Genomic DNA, 22,484 nt, shown 5'->3' on the forward strand with positions numbered 1-22,484 from the left:
TAATTGACCCGTCAATCAATAAAAATCCACCCAAAGGATCAAGGACCCCCAGGTCAGAATAGCGTTGTAATTCACAGCGGCGTCATATTAGCCTTGCTATGGAGACACGGCAGTCGTGCAATTTGCGCACTGCGTTACCAGGACACCCCCCACCCTGCCGCGTGACGGGCAACAGGGCCGGGCAATAAAAGAAAAACCAAAGGGAGAGACCATAAATGACACTTATCAACAACGGACGGCTTAACCGACGCGGATTTCTCGCGACCACAGCCGCCACAGCAATTGCCGCCTCGCTGCCGATGGGCGGTGCGATGGCCGCGCCGAATCGCGGCGGGCATCTGCGTGCCGCTATCGGTCACGGCCAGACCACCGATACGCTGAACCCCGGCACGTATTCCAACAGCTTCACCACATCGCTGTCCTTTGCCATTCACGGTCGCCTCACCGAGGTTGCCCAGGACGGTTCGCTTATTCCCGAGGTTGCCGAAAGCTGGGAAGCCTCGGATGATGCGTCGGAATGGCGGTTCAAAATCCGTAAGGGCGTGACCTTCCACTCAGGCAAGCCACTGACTGTCGAAGACGTGGTCAACTCGATCAACTTCCACCGCGGCGAAGGATCAACATCGGCCGCCGGACCGATCGTGGCGCCAATCAGCGGGATCGCCTGCGTGACTGGCTGCACCGCCGAAGGTGATGACACCGTTGTCTTTTCTCTCGATGGCGGCAATGCCGACTTCCCTTTCATTCTGAGCGACTATCACCTGGTCATCTGCAAGGCCGCTGGTGACAGCATCGACTGGCAATCCGGCGATGGCGTCGGCAGCTATATCCTGAAAGATTTCCAGCCCGGCGTTTCCTATTCGCTGGAGCGCAACCCCAACCACTGGCGCAGCGATGTTGCCTGGTTCGACAGCGCCGAGGTGATCGCCATCGTTGACCAGAACGCCCGCACCACCGCGCTTGTGTCGGGTGACGTGGACATGGCCGACCGGCTTGACCTCAAGACCGTCGGCCTTCTGGCGCGACGCCCCGACATTCAGATCAACTCGGTTTCGGGCACCCAGCACTATACCTTCGCCATGGACACACGCGCCGAGCCCTACAGCAACGTGCATGTGCGCCATGCCCTGAAATACGGCATCAACCGTCAGGAACTGGTCGACAAGATCCTGTTCGGCTATGGCGCCGTGGGCAATGACCATCCGATCGGTCCGGGCCAGCGGTTCTTCAACAAGGACCTCGAACAGACCACCTATGATCCCGACAAGGCAAAGTACCACCTCAAGCTTGCCGGTCTTGAGAGCGTCGATGTTTCGCTCTCGGCGGCGGACGCGGCCTTTGTCGGCGCTGTCGATGCGGCAGTTCTTTACCAGAACTCGGCCGCTGCGGGCGGGATCAACCTCAAGCCGGTGCGCGAACCCAATGACGGTTACTGGTCCGACGTCTGGATGAAAAAGCCGTTCGCCGCTGTTTACTGGTCGGGCCGTTCGGTCGAAGATCAGATGTTCTCGACCGCCTATCAGTGCGGCGCGTCCTGGAACGACAGCTTCTGGTGCAATGACCGCTTCGACGAACTTCTGGTCAAGGCCCGCTCGGAACTCGACGAGGCCAAGCGCCGCGAGATGTATTACGAGATGCAGGCGCTGTGCAGCAGCGACGGCGGCGTGATCGTGCCTATGTTCGCGAACTATGTCTTCGGCAACTCGACCAAAGTCGCCCACACCGAGCAGATGGGCTCGAACTGGGATGTGGACGGCATGCGCTTTATCGAACGCTGGTGGTTCGCCTAAGCCTCGCCACCTCGTGGACCAAAAAGGGGGGCTCGGCGCAGAATATGCTCCGGGCCCCTCGCCCAAAGGCGGGCCGGCAAGCGGCCGCTTTACGACACATCGAAAATGAAAGACTGCCAATATGACCCTTAAAACAACGCTCTCCGCCATGGCCCTTGCCGTGGCCACAGGCCCCGCTCTTGCCAATTGCGACGAGGTGGTTTTTGCCGATGTTGGCTGGACCGATATCACCGCCACCACCGCCGCCACCACCGAGGTGCTGCGCGCGCTTGGCTATGCGGCCGACATCAAGGTTCTGTCGGTTCCGGTCACCTATACCTCGATGGCCAAGGGCGATATCGACGTGTTCCTTGGCAACTGGATGCCCACCATGGAAGGCGACATTGCGCCTTATCGCGAGGCGGGCACCGTCGACACCGTGCGTGCCAACCTGACCGGCGCGAAATACACGCTGGCGACCAATGCCGCCGGCGCGGCCCTCGGCATCACCAGCTTTGACAGCATCGCCGCCCAGGCCGAGGCACTGGATTCAACCATCTACGGGATCGAGCCGGGCAATGACGGCAACCGCCTGATCATGGATATGATCGCCGCAGACGCCTTTGGCCTGAAAGACTTTGACGTCAAGGAAAGCTCTGAGCAGGGCATGCTCGCGCAGGTCAGCCGCGCGGATCGCCGTGAAGAACCGATTGTCTTTCTCGGCTGGGAACCGCACCCGATGAACGCCAATCACGACATGACCTATCTGACCGGCGGCGACGACTGGTTCGGCCCCGATCTTGGCGGCGCGACGGTCTATACCAACACCCGCGCGGGATATGTCGATGAATGCCCCAACGTCGGCAAGCTGCTTGGGAACCTCTCGTTCACTCTCGCGATGGAGAACGAGATCATGGGCGCGATTCTTGACGACGGCGAAAAGCCTGAAGAGGCGGCCACCGCATGGCTTACGGCCAACCCCGCCGTCTTGGACGGCTGGCTTGACGGCGTGACCACCCGCGAGGGTGGAGACGCAATGACAGCGGTCAAGTCGGCGCTCGGCCTCTGATCGCTGACCCTGCCCCGGCCCAATGCGGCCGGGGCGGCCCCCTTCCCCACCGCAAGAACAGAGGTGCGCGCGCATGGACTGGCTGAGCGATCACAAAATCCCCGTCGGCGATGCGGCGGAAAGCTTTTTCCTCTGGCTTCAGGACAACGCCGCTTGGTTCTTTGACATGCTCTCGGCCCTGATGGAGGGGCTGATCGACGGTTTTCTCTGGCTGCTTCAGGCACCGCATCCCCTTGTGATCATGGCGATTTTCGTCGGTCTCACCTGGGTGCTGCAACGCAACTGGAAGACCTGCGCTTTCGTGTTCCTCGGTTTTCTCTTCATCCACAATCAGGACTATTGGGAAGAAACCACCGAGAGCCTCACGCTGGTGCTGTCCTCCTGCATCTTCTGCCTGGCGATTGGCGTGCCCATCGGCATCGCCGCCGCGCACCGCCCGCGCCTTTATGACTGGCTGCGCCCGGTGCTTGACCTGATGCAGACGCTGCCGCCCTTTGTCTACCTGATCCCGGCCATCGTGTTTTTCGGCATCGGCATGGTGCCGGGCCTGATCGCCACGGTGATCTTCGTGGTCCCCGCGCCGATCCGCCTCACGCATCTTGGCATTTCCTCCACACCCAAGCCCCTGCTCGAGGCGGCACAGGCCTTTGGCGCCACCGCCCGCCAGACGCTGTTCAAGGTCGAGTTGCCCTATGCCCTGCCCCAGATCATGGCCGGTCTGAACCAGACGATCATGCTGTCGCTCTCGATGGTGGTGATCGGCGCGCTTGTGGGCGCTGACGGGCTTGGCGTACCGGTCTTGCGTGCGATCAACACGGTCAATATTTCGCTCGGCTTTGAATCCGGTCTTATGATCGTGGTCGTCGCAATCGTGCTTGACCGCATGCTTCGGATGGGAGACCCGAAATGACCCTGCCCCCCGACGCCCAGCCCATCGTCGATTTCCAGAATGTCTCGATCATCTTTGGCGACACGCCGCAAACCGCCCTGCCCCTGATGGACCGCGGCCTGTCGCGCAGTGAAATTCAGGCCCAGACCGGCCAGGTGCTCGGCGTGCATGACTGCAGCCTCTCGGTCGCGCCCGGTGAAATCCTTGTGCTCATGGGGCTGTCCGGGTCGGGCAAATCCACGCTCCTGCGCGCCGTGAACGGGCTTAACCCGGTCGCGCGCGGCAAGGTCGAGATATTTGACGGCCAACAGATGGTCGATGTCACCGGCGCCGATGCCCCAACCCTGCGCCGCCTGCGCCAGCATCACGTGGCGATGGTGTTTCAGCAATTCGGCCTGCTGCCCTGGCGCTCGGTGCGCGAGAATGTCGGCCTCGGGCTTGAACTCGCCGATATCCCCAAGCCCGAACGCGACGCGCGCGTTCAGGACCAGCTCGACCTCGTCAACCTTTCGGATTGGGCCGACCGCAAGGTGGCCGAGCTTTCGGGCGGCATGCAACAGCGCGTCGGCTTGGCGCGCGCCTTTGCCACCGACGCACCGATCCTGTTGATGGACGAGCCCTTCTCGGCGCTCGATCCCTTGATCCGAAGCCACCTTCAGGATGAATTGCTCGACCTGCAAAAAACCCTCGGGCGCAGCATCATTTTCGTCAGCCACGACCTCGACGAGGCCTTCAAACTCGGCGACCGCATCGCCATCATGGAAGGCGGGCGCATTGTGCAATGCGGCACCCCTCAGGACATCTTCACCAACCCCTCAACCGACTACGTGGCCGAATTCGTCGCCCATATGAACCCTCTCGGCGTGCTCTGCGCACGCGACGTGATGGAACCCGCCAGCGGCACGCCCGCGCATTGCGTTGCCCCCGACGCCACCATCCAACAGGTGATGGAACAGGCCCAGGGCCACGACAACCCCGTCGGCGTCAGCGATCAGGGTCGGGTCATCGGCCAGATCACCCGCAACCGGATTCTCGCCAAGCTGCTCGATCCGCGCGCCTGATCGCCCTTTCATCTTTCCTAAAATACTCCGGGGGAGTCGCGCCTCGCGCGACGGGGGCAGCGCCCCCTGCCCGCCTCAGACCTTGGTCGCCGAGACCGGCGGCGTGATCGCGCGCCGCTTGAGCACCGACTCGCGCCAGCTGATGAAACTGATCGCCGCCACGATCACCGTGCCGCCCAGCAAGACAAACACATCCACCCCTTCGCCAAAGACCAGCGCCCCAAGCGCCACCGCCCAGACCAGCTGCAGGAAGGTCACCGGCTGCGTCACCGCCAGCGGGGCCGCCCCGAACGCCAGCGTCATGGTGTAATGCCCCGCTGTCGCAAGACAGGCGACCCCGAACAGGATCGTCAACTCGCCCAAGGTCGGCGTCACCCAGACCGCCGCCGCCAGCGGCGCCAGCCCGATAGTCACCGTGATCGACAGCATCGCCACCACGATTCCCGCGCTACAGCGCCCCGACAGTACCTTGGCCGTCAGGTAGGAGGCGCCGAAAAACACCGCCGTGAACAGCATCGCGAAATGCCCCGGCCCGACCTCGCGAAATCCCGGCCGCAGGATGATCAGCGCGCCGATCAAGGCCGCCACCACCGCCAGCACCCGGCGCAGGGCAAGCGTTTCACCAAGAAAAAGCGCCGCCCCGAGGGTGACGTAAATCGGCGAGAGGTAATTCATCGCCGTCACATCCGCGATCGGTATCCGCGCCATGGCAAAGAACCAGAGCGACACACCAATCGTATGCACCGCCCCGCGCGCGCCAAACATAAGCCAGATCCGCCGCTCAAGCCGCAACCGCATCAGCGGGCGCAACATCGGCAGCAGAAACACAAGCCCCATGGCATAGCGCAGAAAGGCCGCCTGTGGTGCGGGCACGCGAGTGCCAAGGATTTTGACAAGCGCCGTCACCCCGACAAAAAGAATACCCGTGAGAACCATCCAGAAGACGCCCAATACCGGATTTGAGGCCACCTTGGGCGCAAGGGTCGGTTCTGCTCTCATCGCGTCATTAGTTCACGGGACGGCCCGTCTGTCGAGCGTTGCGCGTCGCTTTTTCATGCGCTAAGCGCAATCCTGCATCCCGATGAGCGCATAGCTTGAGCCGATCCACCCTGGCACAAGCCCTTCATCCCGCAAGCAACCGCGCCGCAATCGCCCACATCACGACCCCGATCCCCGCGTCCAGCACCCGCCAGCTTTTCTCGCGGCGAAACAGCGGCGCCAAAAGCCGTGCGCCGTAGCCGAGGCAAAAGAAGAACACAAAGCTCGCGCCGACCGCGCCAAGCCCGAACCCGGGCCGGTCGTCATATTGCGACGAGACCGAGCCGACAAGAACCACCGTATCAAGGTAGACATGCGGGTTAAGCCAGGTCAGCGCCAGACAGGTCAGCATCGCGCGCCGCAAACTGCCCGTGCCCGTGCCCGCCTCAAGCACCGCGCCGCCGCGCCAGGCGGCCAGAAAGTTGCGCGCGCCGTACCAGATCAGAAACGCCGCCCCGCCAAAGCGCATGACCTGTTCAAGCCCCGGCACCGCCGCCGACAGCGCGCCGAACCCGGCAACGCCAAAGGTGATCAGAACGGCATCCGACAGCGCACAGATCAGGACCACGGCCAGCACATGCTCACGCCGCAATCCTTGGCGCAAGACAAAGGCATTCTGCGCCCCGATCGCCAGAATAAGGCTTAGCCCAAGGGCAAATCCTGCGATTTCTGCCTGCATGTTTCCCTCTCCCCGGCTCTCTGGCTCATTACTGCTCGCTTGCCTAAAGCGGCGCGGCACATTACTCAAACGCATAATTTAAATGCTGCATAAGAGCCGCTAATGAACCTAGACCCACAACAACTCGCCGCCCTCTGCGCCATTCTGCGCTGCGGAACCTTTGACGCCGCCGCCGCAGACCTCGGCCTGACCCAATCGGCGATTTCGCAACGTCTCAAGGCGCTTGAAACCCGCGTCGGCGCTCAGCTTGTGCATCGCGGCCAGCCCTCGACCGGTACGGCGGCCGGGCTGCGCCTTGCCGCGCATGGCGATCAGATCGCCCTGCTCGAGGCCCAACTGGCGCGCCAAATCACCGGCTTTACCCCCGCGCCGCGGACCCGGCTGCGCCTTGCGGTCAATGCCGACAGCCTTGCCACCTGGTTGCCCGCCGCCCTGGCCGAGCTGCCCGATCACCTGTTTGATCTGGTGATTGATGATCAGGACGCCGCCCATGACCGCCTGACGCGCGGCGAGGTGCTTGGCGCGCTGACGACCCGTGCAAATCCCCTGCCCGGCTGTGATGTGCTTGCCTTGGGCAGCCTGCGCTATATCGCGACCGCAAGCCCCGGATTCATGGCGCACCATTTTCCGGATGGGGTTACGGCCTCGGCCCTCGTGCGCGCGCCGATGCTGCGCTTTGACGCCAAGGACCGGCTTCAGGAGCAATGGATTGCCCGGCATCTGGGGCGCACAGTTTCGCCACCCTGCCACATGTTTCCCTCCTCAGAGGGCTTTGTCGCCGCTGCCCGGCTCGGGCTTGGCTGGGGCCTCAACCCCGAGCCTCTGGTCGCCGATGCGCTTGCCTCGGGCGCACTTGTGCCGCTCCTGCCTGACGCCGCGCTGGATACGCCGCTCTACTGGCAATCAAGCCGGGTGTTGGGCGCGGCCCTGACGCCGCTCACCCGCGCGTTGCGCCGGGCGGCGCGCCAGATGCTCTATCCGCCCGCGTGACACGAAAACGTCCGGCGCAGAACCCCGCGCCGGACGTCAAAAACATCGCTCTCGATTGCCCGTAGGGTGGGTGAAACCCACGCTCCTGCGGCGCTGCAGATTACTCCGCCCCGAGCTGTTCCATGACCTCGTCAGAGGCTTCGAAATTGGTGGTGACACGCTGAACGTCGTCGTCATCCTCAAGCGCGTCAATCAGCTTCATCAGCTTTTGCATGCCCTCAAGGTCCATCTCGGTGGTGGTCACCGGTTTCCACACAAGCTTGGTCGAACTGCTCTCGCCAAGCTCGGCCTCAAGCGCGGTGGCAACCTCGTTGAGATCACTGTCGGCGCACCAGATCACATGCCCGTCCTCGCCGCTTTCCACATCCTCGGCGCCGGCCTCGATTGCCGCCATCATCACCGTGTCGCTATCGCCCACTTCGACGGGATAGCTGATCTCGCCCTTGCGCTCGAACATGAAGCCGACCGATCCGGTTTCGCCAAGGTTGCCGCCATTCTTGGAAAAGGTCGAGCGCACGGTGCTGGCGGTGCGGTTGCGGTTGTCGGTCATCGCCTCGACAATCACCGCCACGCCATTTGGCCCATAGCCCTCATAGCGGATTTCCTCGTAATCCTCGCCCTCGCCGCCCATCGCCTTCTTGATGGCGCGTTCGATATTGTCCTTGGGCATGGATTGTGACTTGGCTTCCTTGATGGCAAGGCGCAGGCGCGGGTTTTTATCCGGGTCCGGGTCGCCCATCTTGGCGGCAACCGTTATCTCTTTGGAAAATTTAGAGAAAAGCTTGCCCCGCACGGCGTCCTGACGCCCTTTGCGATGTTGGATATTTGCCCATTTTGAGTGGCCGGCCATGATACCGTCTCCTGCATGTCCAGAAAATTTGGCTTGTCATATCCGCTTGGCGCGCGCAGGGCAACGCCTTGCGACACCGAGCGCGCCATGTGCGCCCGCCTGTTGGCTCAAAGCGGCCAGATCAGCGGAATAAGCGCCGAGGCGAGCAAGCCCACACTCAGGTTCAGCGGCACCCCGACCCGCAGGAAATCGGTAAAGCGATAGCCCCCCGGCCCGTAGACAAGCGTGTTGGTCTGATAGCCGATGGGCGTGGCGAAACTCGCGCTCGCGGCGACCATCACCGCCACCACGAGCGGGCGCGCATCAATCCCCATGGCATCGGCCAGTCCGATGGCAATCGGCGTGACAACCACCGCCACGGCGTTGTTCGACACCAGTTCGGTCAGCACCGAGGTCAGCAGGTAAATCACCCAGATCACCAGGAACCCCGGCAGAACCGAGAGCGAGGGCGCAATCACCCCGACGATCAATTCAACCGCCCCCGAGGCCTGAAGCGCCGCGCCGATCGCCAGCATCGCGAAAATCAGCGCAAGCAATTGCCCGTCGACAAAGGAAAACGCCTCGTCCGCATCAATGCAGCGGGCCAAAAGCACCACCGCCACCGCGATCACCGCTAGCGCAAGGATCGGGGCCATGCCAAGCCCCGCAAGGATGACGATCCCCAAAAGGGCCACCACCGCCAGCGGCGCGTGGCCCCGTCGAAACGCCCGCGCCGAGGGCCGCGAGACATCGACCATATCCATATCGCGCGACAGGCGCTGAATATCCTCGGGCGCGCCTTCAAGCAAAAGCGTATCGCCAACCCGCACCACAAGATCGTCAAGCTGGCGGCCGATATTCTGGTTGCGCCGGTGTACCGCCAGCGGATAAACCCCGTAGCGCCGCCGCAGGCGCATGCCGCCAAGCGAGCGGCCCACCATCTTGCAGCCCGGCGTGATCAGCACCTCAACGGTGCTTGTCTCAACCGCCGAAACCTGATCGACCCGCTTGAGGCTTTTGTCGCGCTGCAGGCTGAGCAATTCGGTCATCTGCGTGCGCAAAACCACCCGGTCCCCCACATGAAGCGTCACCCCGCTCAGGTTGCGGCGCAGCGACTGATCGCCCCGGATCACATCAATAAGGCGCACGCCCTCGCGTTTGAAAAGCTGCACCCCGGTCACTTCGCGCCCGATCAGGTTGCTGTCGGGCGGGATCACCGCCTCGGTGAAAAACTTCATCCGCGAGCGATCGGTCAGCATGTCGGCCATGCTATCGCGCGCAGGCAGAAGGAACGGCCCGAAAAACCGCAGGTAAATCGCGCCCCAGATCACCAGGATGATGCCAAGCGGCGTGATTTCGAAGATGCTAAAGGCCGCCATGCCCTGCGTGCGCGCGACCCCGTCCACAAGCAGGTTGGTCGAGGTGCCGATCAGCGTCGTCGTGCCGCCAAGAATGGCCGCATAGCTGAGCGGAATCAAAAGCTTGCTGACCGGGATTTGAAGCGTGCGCGCCAGTTGCACGAACACCGGGATCATCACCACCACCACCGGCGTGTTGTTCATGAAGGCCGAGGCCACGACCACCGCCACCAAAAGCATGCCGATGGCCGCGCGCGGATTGACCTGTGCCTGGCGATCCGCCAGCGAGGTAAAGGCATCAAGCGCGCCGGTGCGCACCAAGGCCCCCATCACGATAAACATCGCCGCAATGGTCCAGGGCGCTGGATTGGAAAACACCATCAGAGCGGCCTGATAGGGCAGGATTCCAAGCGCCAGAAGAACCGCCACACCGGCGATGGCCACCACTTCTGTCGGATAGGTTTCACGCACGAAAAGCACGAACATCGCCGCGACGACGAGCAGTGCCATGGCTGCCTGCCCGTTTTGAAACAGACCCAAAAGTTCTATCACGTATCAGAGCCCTCGTCTGGTTTCGCCCCAGTGTCCACGATGACAGGCGCAGGGGCAAGCCCGATCCGCGCCCGTGGCTGTACCAGAAAGATACCGCCCAGCATGAGCCCCAGCGCCGCCCAGATATAAGGCGAATAGACCTCCTGCAACAGCCAGATCGACCAAAGCACGCCAAAGCCGGTCACCAGATAGCTGGTCTGCGCCGCAAAGACCGATCCGGCCCGCCCCACCATCCAGACATAGCCCGCATAGACCAGCGCATGAATGATTGCCCCCGCCACCAGCGCCGCCTCGGGCGCGCCAAACCCGGCCAAGGGGTCAATCCACTGTCCGCTAATTAGGGCCAGAGGCAGCATCAGGATCGCCCCAAGCAGCGAGGCGGCCAATAATGTCTGCACGGAATCAAGCCCCTGCGTGCCCCAGCGGGCCACAAGATTGCCCTCGGCCGCATAAAGCAGCGGCGCTATGAGGGCGAGCGGCACAAAGGCGGCCATAGCCCGATCCGGCAGGCTGGCCTCGGGGCCGATCAAAAGCGCGATCCCGGCCAACCCAAGGATGAGGCCCAGCATCCGCCGCCAGGCAAATCGCTCATTGCCAAGGGCAAGCGCGATGGGCAGCGAAAACATCGGCACGGTCGAAATGACAATGGCCATCACACCGCCGGGCAAGCGGGCCGCCGAGGCATAGAAAAACACATCCGGCAGAACCGCGCCGAACAGGGCGACCATCGCGAACAGCCGCCAATAGATGCGCCCCAGCTCCAACCGCTTACCGCGTGCGCGGGTGATGGCACCAAGCACCACCACCGCGATCACCAGTTGCCAGAATATCAGGCCGAAAGGCTGATGGCCGGTGCTGACCGCGATCTTGGCAAGCGCCACCGACAGGCCCCAGCCCGCGCCCATCGCCATAAGCGCCAGCGTCAGACCGGCGCGTGCTCTCACGGGCCTGCTTGCTCCAACCGGCCACCTTGGCGGATCATCGAGACCTTGGTGGCCCTGCCGGTCTTGTCGTCGGTCTCGACGTAAACGCCCGACAAGGTTGCCGCGCCAAGCGCCGGGGTAAAGCGTTCCTTGCCCATGCCGGTCACGAAACGCCGCATCGGTTCGGTCTTTTCCATGCCAATGACGCTAAGATAATCGCCGCACATGCCGGCATCGCCCTGAAAGGCGGTGCCACCCGGCAGGATTTGTGTATCGGCGGTCGGGATATGGGTGTGGGTGCCCACCACGAGACTGGCGCGGCCATCACAGAAATGCCCCATCGCCATCTTCTCCGAGGTCGCCTCGCAATGCACCTCGACAATCGCCGCCTGCACCGCGCCACCGCGAGGATGCGCGCGCAGCACCTCGTCGATGGCCGAAAACGGATCGTCAAAGGCGCGTTTCATGAAGACCTGACCCAGCACCTGCGCCACCAGAATCTTGCGCCCGCGTCCGTCGGTAAAAACCCGGTGCCCGCGCCCCGGGGCGCTCTTGGCAAAGTTCAGCGGCCGGATGATCCGGGTCTCATTGCCAATCGCCTGAAGCATGTCCTTTTGATCAAAGGCATGATCGCCAAGGGTGACGCAATCGGCCCCCGCCTCGAACAGCCCCTTGGCATGCGCGCCGGTCAGCCCCATCCCGCCCGAGGCATTCTCGCCATTGACCACAACGAAATCCAGCCGCCACTCTGCGCGCAAGCGCGGCAGGGTCTCGGCCACCGCCGCGCGTCCCGCACGGCCCATCACATCGCCTAAAAAGAGTATTTTCATGGAATCGGTGTTATTGACGGACTGCGCGAAGGGCAAGACTCAAACCGCACGCGCTTGGGATTGGGGCCCGTGAGGGACGCCTCCGGCGGGAGTATTTGTGCCAAGTAGAAGGGCGAGCGTCAGGCCTTGATGCGGTAGCGCGCAGCAAAGGTGACCGGAAAATTGACCGAACGGGCGATAAAACAGGTCTTGTGTATCTCGTCGTGCAGCGCATTGGCCTTTTTGAGGTCGGTGCCCGACGGCACGCTGATCGAGGGGCGCAGGGTGGCGCGCAGGAAGCGGCTTGCGCCGGTGGCGTCGGTTTCGCCCAGTGCAAGCGGGTCGTCTTGATAGGCATGAACGATGACACCCGCGTCGCTGGCAAGATGCAGAAACCACAGCATGTGACAGGCCGACAGTGCCGCGATCAGCATATCCTCGGGGTTATGCAGGGTCGGGTCGCCCCCCAAGAGCGGATCGTTGGAGCAGTGGATCACCGGCTTGCCGGGGGTCGCGACGTTCCATGTACGATCATAGCCCCTGTAGTGCTTCGTGCCCTCCCCACGGTTCCCGGTCCACACGACTCGTGCGGTATAATTATGCTCGGCCATGGCAGCGGTCCTTTGTTGCGCGAATCATTGCATACATGTATACATTTCTGCAAAACACAGGCAACCCACCCTATGACTTCGCCGCAATCCATCGCCGATCAATTGCAGTCTGACATCCTAAGCGGCGCATTGCCCGTCGGGCAGCCCTTGTCACAAACCGATCTGGCCGCGCGCTTTGGCGTCAGCCGCATCCCCATCCGCGATGCGCTGGCGCGGCTTGCCGCTCTTGGTCTGATTGATCAGGCCCCCAACCGCACCGCCCATGTGATCCGTATGGATGCGACCGAGGTATCCGAGGCCTATGACCTGCGGCTGCTGTTGGAATGTGATCTGCTGGCCCGCGCCATCCCGGTGATGACCGAGGCGGATCTGACCCGCATCGACTATGCGTTGGCCCGTTCAAATCTTGAGGCAAAAAACGCCAACTGGGCAGAGGGAGACCAGATGTTTCACGCCGCCCTCTATGCCCCTGCCATGCGCCCGCGTCAGGCGCAGATGATCACCGGCCTGCGCCGCACCTGCCGCATCCAGATTTCCGCCTACGATGCCTTGCCCAACGAAACCGAACGCTGGCTGGCCGATCACCAGGCCTTGCGCGATGCTTGTCATCGCCGCGATACCAATGCCGCAGTGACCTGTCTTCGCGCCCACATTGAAGGGGCCCTAGACACGCTTTTGCAGAAAATGTCAGGCGACGCCTGATCAGAAACTGATCACCTCAGTCTCGGTTACCACCATGTCAAGCGGCTGATCGGTCGGTTCCGACGGCAGGTTGTCTGCCTCTTGCGCGGCATAGGCAAAACCAACCGCCAGCGTCGGGCGCTTGGCGCGCAAAGCCTCAAGCGTGCGGTCATAAAACCCGCCGCCATAGCCAAGCCGCCCGCCCTGCCGGTCAAACGCCACCAGCGGCACGATCAGGATTTCGGGCTCGATGAAGTCGTCCTCGGCCGGGATCATCGCGCCGAACGGCCCCTCGCGCAGGGCGCAGCCCGGCGTCCAGCGGGAGAATTTGAGCGGCAGGCCAGCCGCTTTGATTACCGGCACGCAGACCGGTCCATGCGCCGCCGCCTCTTGCATGGCGGGCAGCGGATCAATCTCGGAGCGGATCGCCATATAGGCCGACAGCGGCACCCCGCGATAGCCCGCCAAGACGCTCGACAGCAGCGCCGCCTCGCCATGCGTGCGCGCCGCATGGGCCGCCGCACGACGCGCAAAACCCGCCTTGCGGGCGGCGGCCTTGATTTGGCTCAGGTCGGTCATACCAGAAACATCGCCGCCAATCCCAGAAAGGCGAAGAACCCGACAACATCGGTGACCGTGGTCACGAAGGTGCCCGAGCCAAGCGCCGGATCAATGCCCATGCGATCCATGATCACCGGAATCGCCGATCCGGCAAGCCCGGCAACGACCAGATTGATCACCATTGCGGCCGCTATCACATAGCCAAGCTCTGGCCCGCCGAACCACAGGATGCCCACGGCCCCCATGGTAGCGGCAAAAATCAGACCGTTGATCATCCCAACCATCACCTCGCGCCAAAGCACGCGCCAGACGTTCGAGCCGGTCAAATCCTTGGTCGCAAGCGCGCGCACCGCCACGGTAAGGCTTTGGGTGGCGGCATTGCCGCCCATCGAGGCCACGATTGGCATCAAAACGGCCAGTGCCACGAATTGGGCGATCGTCGCCTCGAACTGGGAAATGACCAGCGACGCCAGGATCGCCGTCAACAAGTTCACCGCCAGCCAGGGCACACGCTGTTTGCTGGTCTCGATCACGCTGTCGTTCAGCCCGCCCTCGCCAACACCGGCAAGCCGCATGATGTCTTCTTCGTGCTCTTCATCAAGCACTGCCATGGCGTCATCAATGGTGATCACCCCGACAAGCCGGTCATCTTCATCGACCACGGGCGCGGAAATCAGGTGATACTGGTTGAACATGTAGGCCACATCGCCCTCGTCACGGGTGACGCGGATGGTGTGAAACGTGTCCTCGACCAGATCCTTGAGGGCCGTCTCGCGGCGCGCGCCCATGATGCGGCCAAGCGTTACATTGCCAACCGGATGCAGGCGCGGATCGACAAGGATCATGTGATAGAATTGCTCCGGAAGCTCTTCGACATTGCGCATGTAATCAATCGCATCGCCGACGCACCAATGCTCTGGCGCCATGACGACTTCGCGCTGCATCAGGCGGCCAGCGGAATATTCCGGATAGGTCAGCGATTGCTGAACGGCGATCCTGTCGCTGTCTTCAAGCGCGCTCAGGATGGTGGCCTGCTGGCCGCCTTCAAGATCCTCGACAAGATCGACCACATCGTCTGAATCCAGATCCCGCACCGCATCGGCCAGCACTTCGGGCGTCAGAAGACCGATCACCTCTTCGCGAATCGATTCATCAAGTTCCGACAGGATGTCGCCGTCGAACTCGCGGCCATAAAGCGCGATCAGGGCGCGCCGGTCGCCGCTGTTGATCTGTTCCAGAAGGTCGGCGATATCGGCCGCGTGCAGCGGCTCCATCTCGGACAAGAGCAGATCCCGGTCGCCGGCATCGACCGCCTCGATGATCCGCGTCACCGCCTGTTTGTTCAGCGGGTAATCGTCCTCGTCGCGCTCGCTCACGGGGTCGCGGTCATAGTCATGCTCTGCCATTTCACATCCCCCTGTCGCGCTTCTGCGAGAGGATTAAAGAAGCAGCTTCAGGAAAACAATGACAATACCTTGATTTACCCCGATTGCAGGCAGACATATTCTGAATTTTGAACAGCTATCAGACGAAAGAGGCCCGATGTCCCACGATATGCTTCTGACCGGTCAGATCCTTGGCTTTGAGCGTACTCCCTTCGGGGGCGGCGATCCCAATGATGCGGCGCGCCTCGCCGAGGCGGTGTTGATCCGGGGCGGCAAGATCGCGGCCCTCGGGCGTGCTGCGGACCTGCGCGCAGAGGCGCCCGAGGCCGCGCAGGTCGACATGGGCGATGCCCTGATCTGTGCCGGCTTTGTCGATGCCCATGTGCATTATCCGCAGACCGCGATGATCGCCAGCTGGGGCAAGCGGCTTCGCGATTGGCTTGAGACCTATACCTTCCCCGAGGAACTGCGCTTTGGCGACCCGGCCTATGCGCGCGAGATTGCCAGCCGGTATTTCGACCTGACGCTGGCCAATGGCACCACGACCTGCGTCAGCTATTGCACCATCCACCCCGGCAGCGTGACCGCGTTCTTCGAGGCGGCACAGGCGCGCGGGGTGCGCGCGGTGGCGGGCAAGACCTGCATGGATCGCAACGCGCCGCCCGACCTCTGTGATACGGCGCAATCGGGGTATGACGACAGCAAGGCGCTGATCGGGGCATGGCACGGGGTGGACCGGTTGTCCTATGCGATCACGCCGCGATTTTCACCGACCTCGACGCGCGATCAGCTGGCCGCGCTTGGCGCGCTGTGGGCCGAGCATCCCGATTGCCTGATGCAGACCCACCTGAGCGAACAGACCGACGAGGTGGCCTGGGTCAAATCGCTCTACCCCGAGGCGCACGATTACCTTGATACCTACGAGGCGCACGGATTGCTTGGCGCACGCGGGCTTTATGGCCACGCGATCCACCTTGAGCCGCGCGAGCGGGATCGCCTGCGCGAGGTGGGGGCGGCGCTTGTTCATTGCCCGACCTCGAATACCTTCATCGGCTCTGGCCTGTTTGACATGGCCGCGCGGATGGCCGAGGGACAGCGGGTCGGCCTTGCGACCGACACCGGCGGCGGATCAAGCTTTTGCATGCTGCGCACCATGGCCGCCGCCTATGAAATCGGCCAGCTTACCGGCACTGCGCTGCATCCCGCACAGCTTTTGTGGCTGGCGACCGCCGGATCGGCCGAGGCGCTGCATATGAGTGGGCAGATCGGTAATATCGCTCCGGGGATGGAGGCCGACCTTGTGGCGCTTGATCTGGCCTCGACGCCCGCCATCGCACAGCGCAGCGCGCGCGCCGATGACATCTGGGAGGCGCTGTTTCCGACCATAATGATGGGCGATGATCGCGCGGTCAAACAGGTCTGGATCGCCGGGCGCCCCGCCTGAGGGCTTGTCGGGCTGTTGCCTGCCCGCCGCGCGAGACCAACCATCGCCACGCGCCATTTCGGCCCTATCTGCCTGAGCGTACCATCAGGAAAGAGGCCACAGCCCATGACCAGCCAGATCACCCGGCACCTTGCCGAGGCCACCCGCGCCATCGACGCCCAGTTCGGTGAAGGTTATGCCCGCGACAACCCCGATCTTGTGGCAAGCCTCGTGCAAAGCGCCACCATCGAGAGCGCCGTCGCAACCGGCTATGCCGCCCACCAAGAGGCCCTTGCCGCCGCCCGTCAGATAAGCGCCGACATCGGCGACACGATCCTCAAACTGAAACCGCGCTTCTTCGGCTGATCCTCTAACAGCCCGGGCGACCCAGAACCATCACCCAGAGGTTCCCCGGCCCGCGCACCAGGCCGAATTCGGCGGCACTCTTGTGCAGCATATTACGCCGATGGCCGGGCGAGGCCATCCAGGCCCGCAACACCTCGTCCAGGGTGCCCTGCCCCTTGGCGATATTCTCGGCCACGAAACAAAAGCCGTATTGCTGTCGCCGAACCCGGTCACCGATGCTGCTGCCATTGGCGCCGGTGTGGCTGAAGTATCCGTTTTTGGCCATGTCGCCGGCATGGGCCGCCGCCGCCCGCGTGAGCTTGGGCGAGAGGGCGACCGCGCCGCGCCCGCTCTTGGCCCGCTCGGCATTGACCCAGGCAAGCGAGGCCTGGCCGAAATCCGTCGCCTGCGCCTGCGCCGGTGTCATCGGGGCGGCCAGCATGAACAGGACTGCGAGAAGACCAAGCAAACGAAATCCCGACATCCTGACGCCCCCTGAAAGTTATCAAAGCCCCAGCCTAGCGCTCGGCCGAGGCCCGCGCCAGCCGGTTTTGCCGCTCAATCACCTTCGGCAAATCTATGCTGATCAGATGGCCGTCGCGCACCACTTGGCGCCCCTCGACAAAGAGGTCACGCACGCGGGTCGGCCCGGCCAGCAAAAGCGCCGCCGGGTCCCAGCTTCCGGCGCTTTCAAGACCACGCACATCCCAGATTGCGATGTCTGCGCGTTTACCAAGGGCGATCTGACCGCAATCGCTGCGCCCCAGAACCTCGGCCCCGCCGCGTGTCGCGATCTCAAGCGCCTCGCGCGCACTCATCGCATCGGCGCCTTGGCTGACCCGCTGCAAGAGCATGGATTGGCGCGCCTCAAGCACGAGGTTTCCCGCGTCATTGCTGGCCGAACCATCAACCCCGAGCCCCACCTTGACGCCCGCATCCCGCATGGCCCGCACCGGCGCGATGCCCGATCCAAGGCGACAGTTGGAACAGGGGCAATGCGCAACACCCGTGCGGGTTTTTGAAAACAGATCAATCTCTTGCGCGTCCAACTTAACGCAATGTGCATGCCAGACATCATCGCCCGTCCAGCCGAGATCCTCGGCATACTGCCCTGGACGACAGCCGAAATTTGCCTCGGAATAGGCGATATCCTCTTCGTTTTCGGCCAGATGAGTATGCAACATCACCCCTTTATCGCGCGCCAGAAGCGCTGCATTGCGCATCAGGTCACGGCTCACCGAGAACGGCGAACAGGGCGCGATACCGACCCGGCACATCGATCCCTCCCCGGCATCATGAAAGGAATCTATCACGCGAATACAGTCATTTAGAATGCGATCTTCACCCTCTACCAAAGCATCGGGCGGCAGACCGCCAGCACTTTCGCCGATGCTCATCGCGCCGCGCGTGGGGTGAAACCGCAAGCCGATCTCGGCCGCCGCATGGATCGTATCCTCAAGCCGTGCGCCGTTGGGAAAAATGTAGAGATGATCGGAACTTAGCGTGCATCCTGAAAGCGCCAGCTCGGCCAGCCCGGTGAGGGCAGAGACCCGCGTTTCCTCTGGCCCGAAGCGCCCCCAGATCGGATAGAGCGTTTTCAGCCAGCCAAACAACAGCGCATCCTGCGCCCCCGGCACCGCCCGTGTCAGGCTTTGATAAAGATGGTGATGCGTGTTCACCAGGCCCGGCGTCACCACACAGCCCGCCGCAAGAACCACCTCGCCATCGCTTTCAAGAGCATGCCCGACACCGGCGATGATGCCGTTGCGGATCAGGATATCGGCGCCGCGCAACTCTTCGCGCGCGTCATTCATCGTGAGCAGATAGTCCGCGCCACGGATCAAAATTTCTCTCATGAAAATAACCCCTTGCCAGTGCTTCCTCACCCCCTCTGGAAGCATGGATTGCACGGCGGAAAGGGGTTAAGAACCGTGCAGCAGATAGTATTTACCCCCAAAGCGCGGATAGGATCAAGCCACCCGCGACAAAACCTTCAGGGCGGCCGTGTGCTGTTGACGGCTCGCCGCAGCAAGAATGCGCCCACCTTGATGCGCCGGACCACCTTGCCAGTCGGTCACGATCCCGCCTGCGGCCTCGATCACGGCAATCGGCGCGTGAACGTCATAGGGCGCAAGCCCGGCCTCGACCACAAGGTCGATCTGCCCCGCCGCCACAAGCGCATAGGCATAGCAATCAAGCCCATAGCGCACCAGCTTGACCTGTTGCGCCAAATCGGCAAATCCGGCGCCCTCGGCGGCGCTGCCGACCTCTGGAAAGGTGGTAAAGAGGATCGACTCGCTCAGGGGGCGGTCACAGCGCGCCCTGAGGGGCCGCGTGCCCAGGGGGCCAGTCATCGTCGCGCGCCCAAAGCCGCCCTCGAACCGCTCGCCGATGTAGGGTTGGTCAATCAGCCCGTAGATCGGACCGCTGTGATCAGAGAGCGCAACAAGCACCCCCCAGGTGGCAGAGCCGGACAGAAAGGCGCGCGTGCCGTCGATCGGGTCAAGCACCCACGTCAGACCGCTTTTCCCCGCCACCTTATCGAATTCCTCGCCCAGAATGCCATCCTCGGGGCACATCCTGGAGAGCACCTCTCGCATTGCAAGCTCTGCAGCGCGGTCGGCCTCGGTCACCGGATCAAAACTGCCATCGGAATGCTTGTTGTCAGTCACGAGGTCGGCGCTTCGGAAAAACGGCAAAACCGCCGCACGCGCGGCATCGGCCAACGCATGGGCGGTTTCAATTTTCTTGTCGATATCCATGACCGGCCTGCCCTTTATCTGCGCTATGAGAACGCAGACTTAGGCCACAGACATGTCAGGCTCAAGCCACCTCGCTCAGGACGCGGGCAAGATCGAACAGGCGGCGACGTTGATTTTCCGGGATCGCATAATACGACCGCACCAGATCAAGCGCCTCTTTATCGCCAAGAATATCCGTCGGTACATTGTCGGTTTTCTCGCGGGGTGAATCACCTTCGTGCTCCAGACCCTCAAAGAAAAAGCTGATTTCGACTTCGAGCGAATCGGCGATATCCCAAAGACGGGACGCGCTGACACGGTTCGCACCGGTTTCATATTTTTGAATCTGCTGAAATTTAATTCCAACACTTTCCGCAAGCTGCTGCTGAGTCATCCCGACCAGCCAACGGCGATGCCGAATGCGTTTTCCAACGTGCACATCTACTGGGTGCGGCATTGAATATTCCTTCTATTGTAACTTTTACGTCCTATTGTAACTTTTACGTCCTATTGTAACTTTTACGTCCTATTGTAACTTTTACGTCCTATTGTAACTTTTACGTCCTATTGTAACTTTTACGTCGCCGGAAATACGGCATTCAAAGACACTAAACGCGCCAAACAAACACGCCACGCATCCCAGCAGCGCTCTTTTGAACTTAACAAGATACAGCCGAAATACAAGAAATATCGCTATCCGTTTACGCACCCTACCCGAAAGATACTCAATCTATGCGGAAGCTAACCTTTTGAATAGGTCAGAGTCACGCAATACTGGTGGTTTTGACCCACCGAATCGAATTAGCTAAATCCGATCAACAGTTTGTTGCCAAATTTGACGGAATCAAGAAGGGTATAACATGCGCGCTTTTCACATCGCCAGCACCGGGGCCACGCCCGCCATTTGCGACATATCGCGCCCCACCCCCAAGCAAGGCGAGCTTCTCCTGAAAATCGAGGCCTGCGGTCTCAATTTCGCCGACCTCTTGATGATCAAGGGCGAATATCAGGATACACCACCCGCCCCGTTCACCCTTGGCATGGAGGTGGCCGGCGTCGTTGACGCGCTTGGCCCCGACACCGACGGCCCCGCCCCCGGCACGCGGGTTGCGGTCTTTGGCGGTCAGGGCGGGCTGGCGGACTATGGCTGTTTTCCGGCGAATCGGGCGGTGGCCTTGCCCGATGACATGACGTTCAGCGATGCCGCCGCCTTTCTGATTGCCTATGGCACCAGCCATGTCGCGCTGGACCACAGGGCACACCTGCAACCCGGCGAGACGCTTCTGGTGCTGGGCGCCGCGGGGGGCGTCGGCCTCACGGCTGTGGAAATCGGCAAGCAGATGGGCGCACGGGTGATTGCCTGCGCACGCGGCGCCGACAAGCTCGAGGTGGCGCGTGCCGCCGGGGCGGATCATCTGATTGATGCCAAGAGCGCCGATATCCGCGAGGCCTGCAAGGCGCTTGGCGGGGTCGATGTGGTCTATGATCCGGTCGGCGGGGATCAGTTCAAGGCCGCCTTTCGCGCCTGCAACCCCGAGGCGCGCCTGCTGAGCATCGGCTTTGCCAGTGGCGAGGTGCCACAAATTCCGGCCAATCACCTGTTGGTCAAGAACCTGTCGGTGATCGGCCTTTATTGGGGCGGTTACCTGAATTTCCGCCCCGAGGTGGTCACCAATAGCCTTGCCACCCTGTTCGACTGGTACGCAGAGGGCCGCATCAAACCGCACATCAGCCATGTCCTGCCGCTTGAACGCGCCGATGAGGCGCTTGAATTCCTGCGCTCGCGCAAATCGACCGGCAAGGTGGTGGTCACGCTGACATGAGGGCAGCGGGCGCAGGGATGGCGCCAAACCCGTTGCGCAGCATCCGGGCAAGTTCGTCCAGCACCTTGTCGCGGCCGCCGCGCATGTAAAGATTGACCTTCTGCACGCCAAGCTCGGGCAAAAGACCACCGGGGTTGATGGCCTCAAGGTAAGGCGGCAGGCTGTTTTCCAGCAAGGCGCCGATGGCAAGGTCGGCGCTGACCACGGCCTCGACGGCGCGGTCATCCTCTGATTCGACCGCCATTTCCCAGTCGATCCCGGCCTCGTCGAGCTTGCGCAGCACGATCGGCCGAAAGATGCAGCAGGTGCAGAAGGCAAGCCGCAGCGGCCGCCGCTTCCATGCCACTCCGTCCGGCGCCCCGGTCCAGCGCAGCGCCATTTCGGTCAGGGTCTCGCCACCCTCGCCGACGCCCTGCTCGGTGGTCAGGATGATGTCGACCTCGCCCTTGCCAAGCGCCTCGCGCAGGCGGACCGTGCTCGACGAGCGCAGTTGCACATTCACCCGCGGAAAGGCCGCGTTCAGCGATTTCAGAACCCGCGGCACCACCGGATAGACAATGTCATGCGGCACGCCCAACACAAGCTCGCCCTCGTATGTCTCTTCGGTCAGGCGACCAACGACCTCGTCATTGAGATCAAGCATGCGCCGGGCATAGCCGACAAGCTGTTCGCCCGAGGCGGTCAGCGAGACCCGTCGATTGGCCCGGTCCATCAACTTGAGATCAAGCATGTCCTCAAGCCGCTTGATCTGCATCGAGACCGCCGATTGCGTCAGGTTCAAAGCCGAGGCCGCCCGTGTGACCCCGCCCTGATCCGCCACCGCCACCAGCGAGCGCAGCGTCGTTATGTCAAGATTTCGCATTCATCACATTCCTTGATGGTTCGCCCAATGAACATTCATTTTTAATATTGCCCCGACTCAGGCAGAAAGATCAACAGAAGAAATAG

At 62.3% G+C, this 22,484-nt stretch carries 23 protein-coding genes; 9 read left to right on the top strand and 14 right to left on the bottom strand.

The features are described from left to right. Window positions 1–215: 215 nt before the first annotated feature. The 4 genes from BUB78_RS08405 (at window position 216) to choV (ending at window position 4,788) form a co-directional block, all read left to right on the top strand. Window positions 216–1,790 carry an ABC transporter substrate-binding protein gene (locus BUB78_RS08405; RefSeq protein WP_073197033.1) on the top strand — a complete coding sequence of 525 codons (1,575 nt, stop codon included), beginning with the start codon at window positions 216–218 and terminating at the stop codon, window positions 1,788–1,790. 121 nt (window positions 1,791–1,911) lie between these two features. Then, entirely contained in the window at window positions 1,912–2,838 is a 927-nt protein-coding gene (choX, locus tag BUB78_RS08410) for a choline ABC transporter substrate-binding protein (RefSeq protein ID WP_073197035.1), read from the top strand. A 73-nt stretch (window positions 2,839–2,911) separates the two neighbouring features. Then, window positions 2,912–3,748: a choline ABC transporter permease subunit gene (gene choW, locus BUB78_RS08415; RefSeq protein ID WP_073197037.1), complete on the top strand. Its 837-nt coding sequence runs from the start codon at window positions 2,912–2,914 to the stop codon at window positions 3,746–3,748. Continuing rightward, a complete protein-coding gene (gene choV / locus BUB78_RS08420) occupies window positions 3,745–4,788 on the top strand; it encodes a choline ABC transporter ATP-binding protein (RefSeq protein WP_073197039.1) in 1,044 nt (347 codons plus the stop codon). The genes choW and choV overlap by 4 nt, the downstream gene beginning before the upstream one ends. 75 nt (window positions 4,789–4,863) lie before the next feature. On the opposite strand, the gene BUB78_RS08425 is transcribed toward choV, so the two are convergent. After that, window positions 4,864–5,787, bottom strand: coding sequence for a DMT family transporter (locus BUB78_RS08425; protein ID WP_073197041.1), 924 nt, complete (start codon window positions 5,785–5,787; stop codon window positions 4,864–4,866). Window positions 5,788–5,911: 124 nt separating this feature from the next. Further along, entirely contained in the window at window positions 5,912–6,505 is a 594-nt protein-coding gene (locus BUB78_RS08430) for a LysE/ArgO family amino acid transporter (protein ID WP_073197043.1), read from the bottom strand. A gap of 102 nt (window positions 6,506–6,607) precedes the next feature. Between BUB78_RS08430 and BUB78_RS08435 the strand changes: the two genes are divergently transcribed. Next, complete coding sequence (locus BUB78_RS08435) at window positions 6,608–7,495, top strand: LysR family transcriptional regulator ArgP (protein ID WP_073197045.1); 888 nt, start codon at window positions 6,608–6,610, stop codon at window positions 7,493–7,495. A gap of 100 nt (window positions 7,496–7,595) precedes the next feature. Here BUB78_RS08435 and BUB78_RS08440 read toward each other — a convergent pair whose 3' ends face one another. The 5 genes from BUB78_RS08440 to BUB78_RS08460 form a co-directional block, all read right to left on the bottom strand. After that, window positions 7,596–8,345 (bottom strand): YebC/PmpR family DNA-binding transcriptional regulator, encoded by a 750-nt coding sequence (locus BUB78_RS08440; protein ID WP_073197047.1) that lies wholly within the window; start codon window positions 8,343–8,345, stop codon window positions 7,596–7,598. A gap of 107 nt (window positions 8,346–8,452) precedes the next feature. After that, complete coding sequence (locus BUB78_RS08445; protein ID WP_170865040.1) at window positions 8,453–10,192, bottom strand: SLC13 family permease; 1,740 nt, start codon at window positions 10,190–10,192, stop codon at window positions 8,453–8,455. Window positions 10,193–10,230: 38 nt separating this feature from the next. Beyond that, window positions 10,231–11,178 (bottom strand): DMT family transporter, encoded by a 948-nt coding sequence (locus tag BUB78_RS08450; RefSeq protein WP_245813409.1) that lies wholly within the window; start codon window positions 11,176–11,178, stop codon window positions 10,231–10,233. Further along, complete coding sequence (locus BUB78_RS08455; protein WP_073197049.1) at window positions 11,175–11,987, bottom strand: TIGR00282 family metallophosphoesterase; 813 nt, start codon at window positions 11,985–11,987, stop codon at window positions 11,175–11,177. Before BUB78_RS08455 ends, BUB78_RS08450 begins: the two co-directional genes overlap by 4 nt. 119 nt (window positions 11,988–12,106) lie before the next feature. After that, window positions 12,107–12,577: an OsmC family protein gene (locus BUB78_RS08460; protein ID WP_073197050.1), complete on the bottom strand. Its 471-nt coding sequence runs from the start codon at window positions 12,575–12,577 to the stop codon at window positions 12,107–12,109. Between the two features lie 72 nt (window positions 12,578–12,649). On the opposite strand from BUB78_RS08460, the gene BUB78_RS08465 reads away from it, so the two are divergent. Then, the gene (locus BUB78_RS08465) at window positions 12,650–13,279 is read left to right on the top strand and encodes a GntR family transcriptional regulator (RefSeq protein WP_073197051.1); all 630 of its coding nucleotides are present in this window, start codon (window positions 12,650–12,652) and stop codon (window positions 13,277–13,279) included. Here BUB78_RS08465 and BUB78_RS08470 read toward each other — a convergent pair whose 3' ends face one another. After that, complete coding sequence (locus BUB78_RS08470) at window positions 13,280–13,837, bottom strand: 5-formyltetrahydrofolate cyclo-ligase (RefSeq protein ID WP_073197052.1); 558 nt, start codon at window positions 13,835–13,837, stop codon at window positions 13,280–13,282. Continuing rightward, a complete protein-coding gene (gene mgtE, locus BUB78_RS08475) occupies window positions 13,834–15,225 on the bottom strand; it encodes a magnesium transporter (RefSeq protein ID WP_073197053.1) in 1,392 nt (463 codons plus the stop codon). The genes BUB78_RS08470 and mgtE overlap by 4 nt, the downstream gene beginning before the upstream one ends. Window positions 15,226–15,361: 136 nt before the next feature. Between mgtE and guaD the strand changes: the two genes are divergently transcribed. Together guaD and BUB78_RS08485 are read left to right on the top strand one after the other, a co-directional pair. Next, window positions 15,362–16,648 (top strand): guanine deaminase, encoded by a 1,287-nt coding sequence (gene guaD, locus BUB78_RS08480; RefSeq protein ID WP_073197054.1) that lies wholly within the window; start codon window positions 15,362–15,364, stop codon window positions 16,646–16,648. Between the two features lie 105 nt (window positions 16,649–16,753). Next, entirely contained in the window at window positions 16,754–16,993 is a 240-nt protein-coding gene (locus BUB78_RS08485; RefSeq protein WP_073197055.1) for a hypothetical protein, read from the top strand. Window positions 16,994–16,997: 4 nt separating this feature from the next. Here BUB78_RS08485 and BUB78_RS08490 read toward each other — a convergent pair whose 3' ends face one another. The 4 genes from BUB78_RS08490 to BUB78_RS08505 form a co-directional block, all read right to left on the bottom strand. Beyond that, on the bottom strand, window positions 16,998–17,456 hold the full coding sequence (locus tag BUB78_RS08490; RefSeq protein ID WP_084732809.1) for a CAP domain-containing protein: 459 nt from the start codon (window positions 17,454–17,456) through the stop codon (window positions 16,998–17,000). A 34-nt stretch (window positions 17,457–17,490) separates the two neighbouring features. Next, window positions 17,491–18,828: an 8-oxoguanine deaminase gene (locus tag BUB78_RS08495; protein ID WP_073197056.1), complete on the bottom strand. Its 1,338-nt coding sequence runs from the start codon at window positions 18,826–18,828 to the stop codon at window positions 17,491–17,493. Between the two features lie 114 nt (window positions 18,829–18,942). Next, the gene (locus tag BUB78_RS08500) at window positions 18,943–19,734 is read right to left on the bottom strand and encodes an inositol monophosphatase family protein (protein WP_073197057.1); all 792 of its coding nucleotides are present in this window, start codon (window positions 19,732–19,734) and stop codon (window positions 18,943–18,945) included. Window positions 19,735–19,795: 61 nt separating this feature from the next. Continuing rightward, window positions 19,796–20,170, bottom strand: a complete 375-nt coding sequence (locus BUB78_RS08505) for a helix-turn-helix domain-containing protein (protein WP_073197058.1) — start codon at window positions 20,168–20,170, stop codon at window positions 19,796–19,798. 403 nt (window positions 20,171–20,573) lie between these two features. On the opposite strand from BUB78_RS08505, the gene BUB78_RS08510 reads away from it, so the two are divergent. Continuing rightward, window positions 20,574–21,536, top strand: a complete 963-nt coding sequence (locus BUB78_RS08510; protein ID WP_073197060.1) for an NADPH:quinone oxidoreductase family protein — start codon at window positions 20,574–20,576, stop codon at window positions 21,534–21,536. Here BUB78_RS08510 and BUB78_RS08515 read toward each other — a convergent pair. After that, window positions 21,523–22,398: a LysR family transcriptional regulator gene (locus tag BUB78_RS08515; RefSeq protein ID WP_073197063.1), complete on the bottom strand. Its 876-nt coding sequence runs from the start codon at window positions 22,396–22,398 to the stop codon at window positions 21,523–21,525. The two genes, BUB78_RS08510 and BUB78_RS08515, sit on opposite strands and share 14 nt — an antisense overlap. Window positions 22,399–22,484 lie beyond the last annotated feature (86 nt).

The organism is Roseovarius marisflavi (assembly GCF_900142625.1).
Taxonomy (GTDB): domain Bacteria; phylum Pseudomonadota; class Alphaproteobacteria; order Rhodobacterales; family Rhodobacteraceae; genus Roseovarius; species Roseovarius marisflavi.